The sequence below is a fragment of the Streptomyces phaeochromogenes genome (assembly GCF_001418655.1).
Classification (GTDB): Bacteria; Actinomycetota; Actinomycetes; order Streptomycetales; family Streptomycetaceae; genus Streptomyces; species Streptomyces phaeochromogenes.
In genome coordinates this window covers 1-1832 of record NZ_LIQZ01000047.1, presented here as the reverse complement: position 1 = coordinate 1832, position 1832 = coordinate 1, and the positions used below count along the sequence as shown (strand labels likewise).

Below are 1832 nucleotides of genomic sequence, written 5' to 3'. Positions count from 1 at the left end.
TCACGACCACCAGAACCGTGTTCGATCCGCTCCGTTTCGAGTACGCGATCACCGCCTCTTGGTCCGCCTGGTGGAAGTGCAGGTCGCGCAGTTGCCTCAGGGCCGGACTACGGCGCCTGACCGCGTTGAGTTCGGCAATCAGAGGGGCGATGCTACGACCCTCGCGCTCCGCCGACTCCCAGTCCCGCGGACGTAGTTGGTACTTCTCCGAGTCCAGGTATTCTTCGCTCCCCTTCCGCACCGGGACGTTCTCGCACAGCTCGAATCCGCTGTAGACACCCCAGGCCGGCGACAGGGTCGCGGCGAGCACGGCCCGTAGTTCGAAGGCGGGCCGGCCGCCCTGCTGGAGGAACTCGTGCAGGATGTCGGGGGTGTTGGCGAAGAAGTTGGGCCGCATATAGGCGGCTGCCTCGCCCGACAGCTCGGTGAGGTACTCGGTCAGTTCTTCCTTGGTGTTGCGCCAGGTGAAATACGTGTACGACTGCTGGAATCCGATCGCGCCGAGCGTGTGCATCATCGCCGGTCGGGTGAACGCCTCGGCCAGGAAGATGACATCGGGGTCGGTGCGGTTGATGTCGTCGATCACCTGCTCCCAGAAGATGACCGGTTTTGTATGGGGGTTGTCCACACGGAAGATCCGCACCCCGTGACTCATCCAGAACCGCAGCACCCTGAGCGTCTCCTGGATCAGCCCCGGCATGTCCTTGTCGAAGGCGATCGGGTAGATGTCCTGGTACTTCTTCGGCGGATTCTCGGCGTACGCGATCGTGCCGTCCGAGCGGTGGTGGAACCACTCCGGATGCTTCTCCACCCACGGGTGGTCCGGCGAGCACTGGAGCGCGAAGTCCAGCGCGATCTCCATGCCCAGGCTCTCGGCCCGGCGTACGAAGGCGTCGAAGTCGTCGATCGTGCCCAGGTCGGGGTGGACGGCGTCGTGCCCGCCCTCCGGTGAGCCGATCGCCCAGGGGACTCCGACGTCGTCCGGGGACGCGTCGAGCGTGTTGTTGGGGCCCTTGCGGAAGGTCGTGCCGATGGGATGGATCGGTGGCAGGTACACCACGTCGAAGCCCATCTCCGCGATCGCGGGCAGCCGTCGCGCGGCGGTCCGGAAGGTGCCGGTGACCGGCGGCTTGCCGTCCTCGACCACCGCGCCCTCCGAGCGCGGGAAGAACTCGTACCAGGAGCCGTACAGCGCCCGCTCCCGCTCCACCAGCAGGGTCAGCCGCTCGGCGGACGAGACCAGTTCGCGCAGGGGGTGGCGCGCGAGGACGTGGTCCACGTCCGGCGTGAGCGCGGCGGCGAGGCGGGCCGCGGCGGGCCGGTCGGTGTCGCGCAGGGCCTCCACGGCCGCGAGGATCGCGTCACGGCGGCCCTTGCTCTTCGGTACGCCGGTCGCGGCACGCTCGTACAGCAGCGCGCCCTCCTCCAGGACCAGCTCGGTGTCCATGCCCGCCGGGATCTTGATCTGCGCGTGGTGGCGCCAGGTGGTGATCGGATCGCCCCAGGCCTCCACGGTGTAGGTCCAGCGGCCCGGCCTCGGTACGGAGACGGTGGCGCCCCAGCGGTCGGTGCCGGGGGCCAGTTCGCGCATCGGGGTCCAGGGGCCCGAGCGGCCTTCCTGATCACGCAGGACGACGTTCGCGGCGACCGCGTCGTGGCCCTCGCGGAAGACCGTCGCGGAGATCTCGAAGGGCTCGCCCACCACGGCCTTCGCCGGGCGGCGCCCGCCCTGCACGAGGGGGCGCACGTCCAGGACGGGGATGCGCCCGATCAGAGGGCCGCTTCCCGGGGCCGGGGCGAAGGCGGGGGCGGGCGTGAGGCGGGTGGTGCTC

Annotated in this window: 1 protein-coding gene; it reads right to left on the bottom strand. The window is 69.4% G+C overall.

Translation table 11 applies throughout. From position 1 onward, the window contains the following. A partial coding sequence (locus AOK17_RS07085) for an alpha-1,4-glucan--maltose-1-phosphate maltosyltransferase (protein WP_055611464.1) occupies positions 1-1832 on the bottom strand: 1832 nt, incomplete at both ends.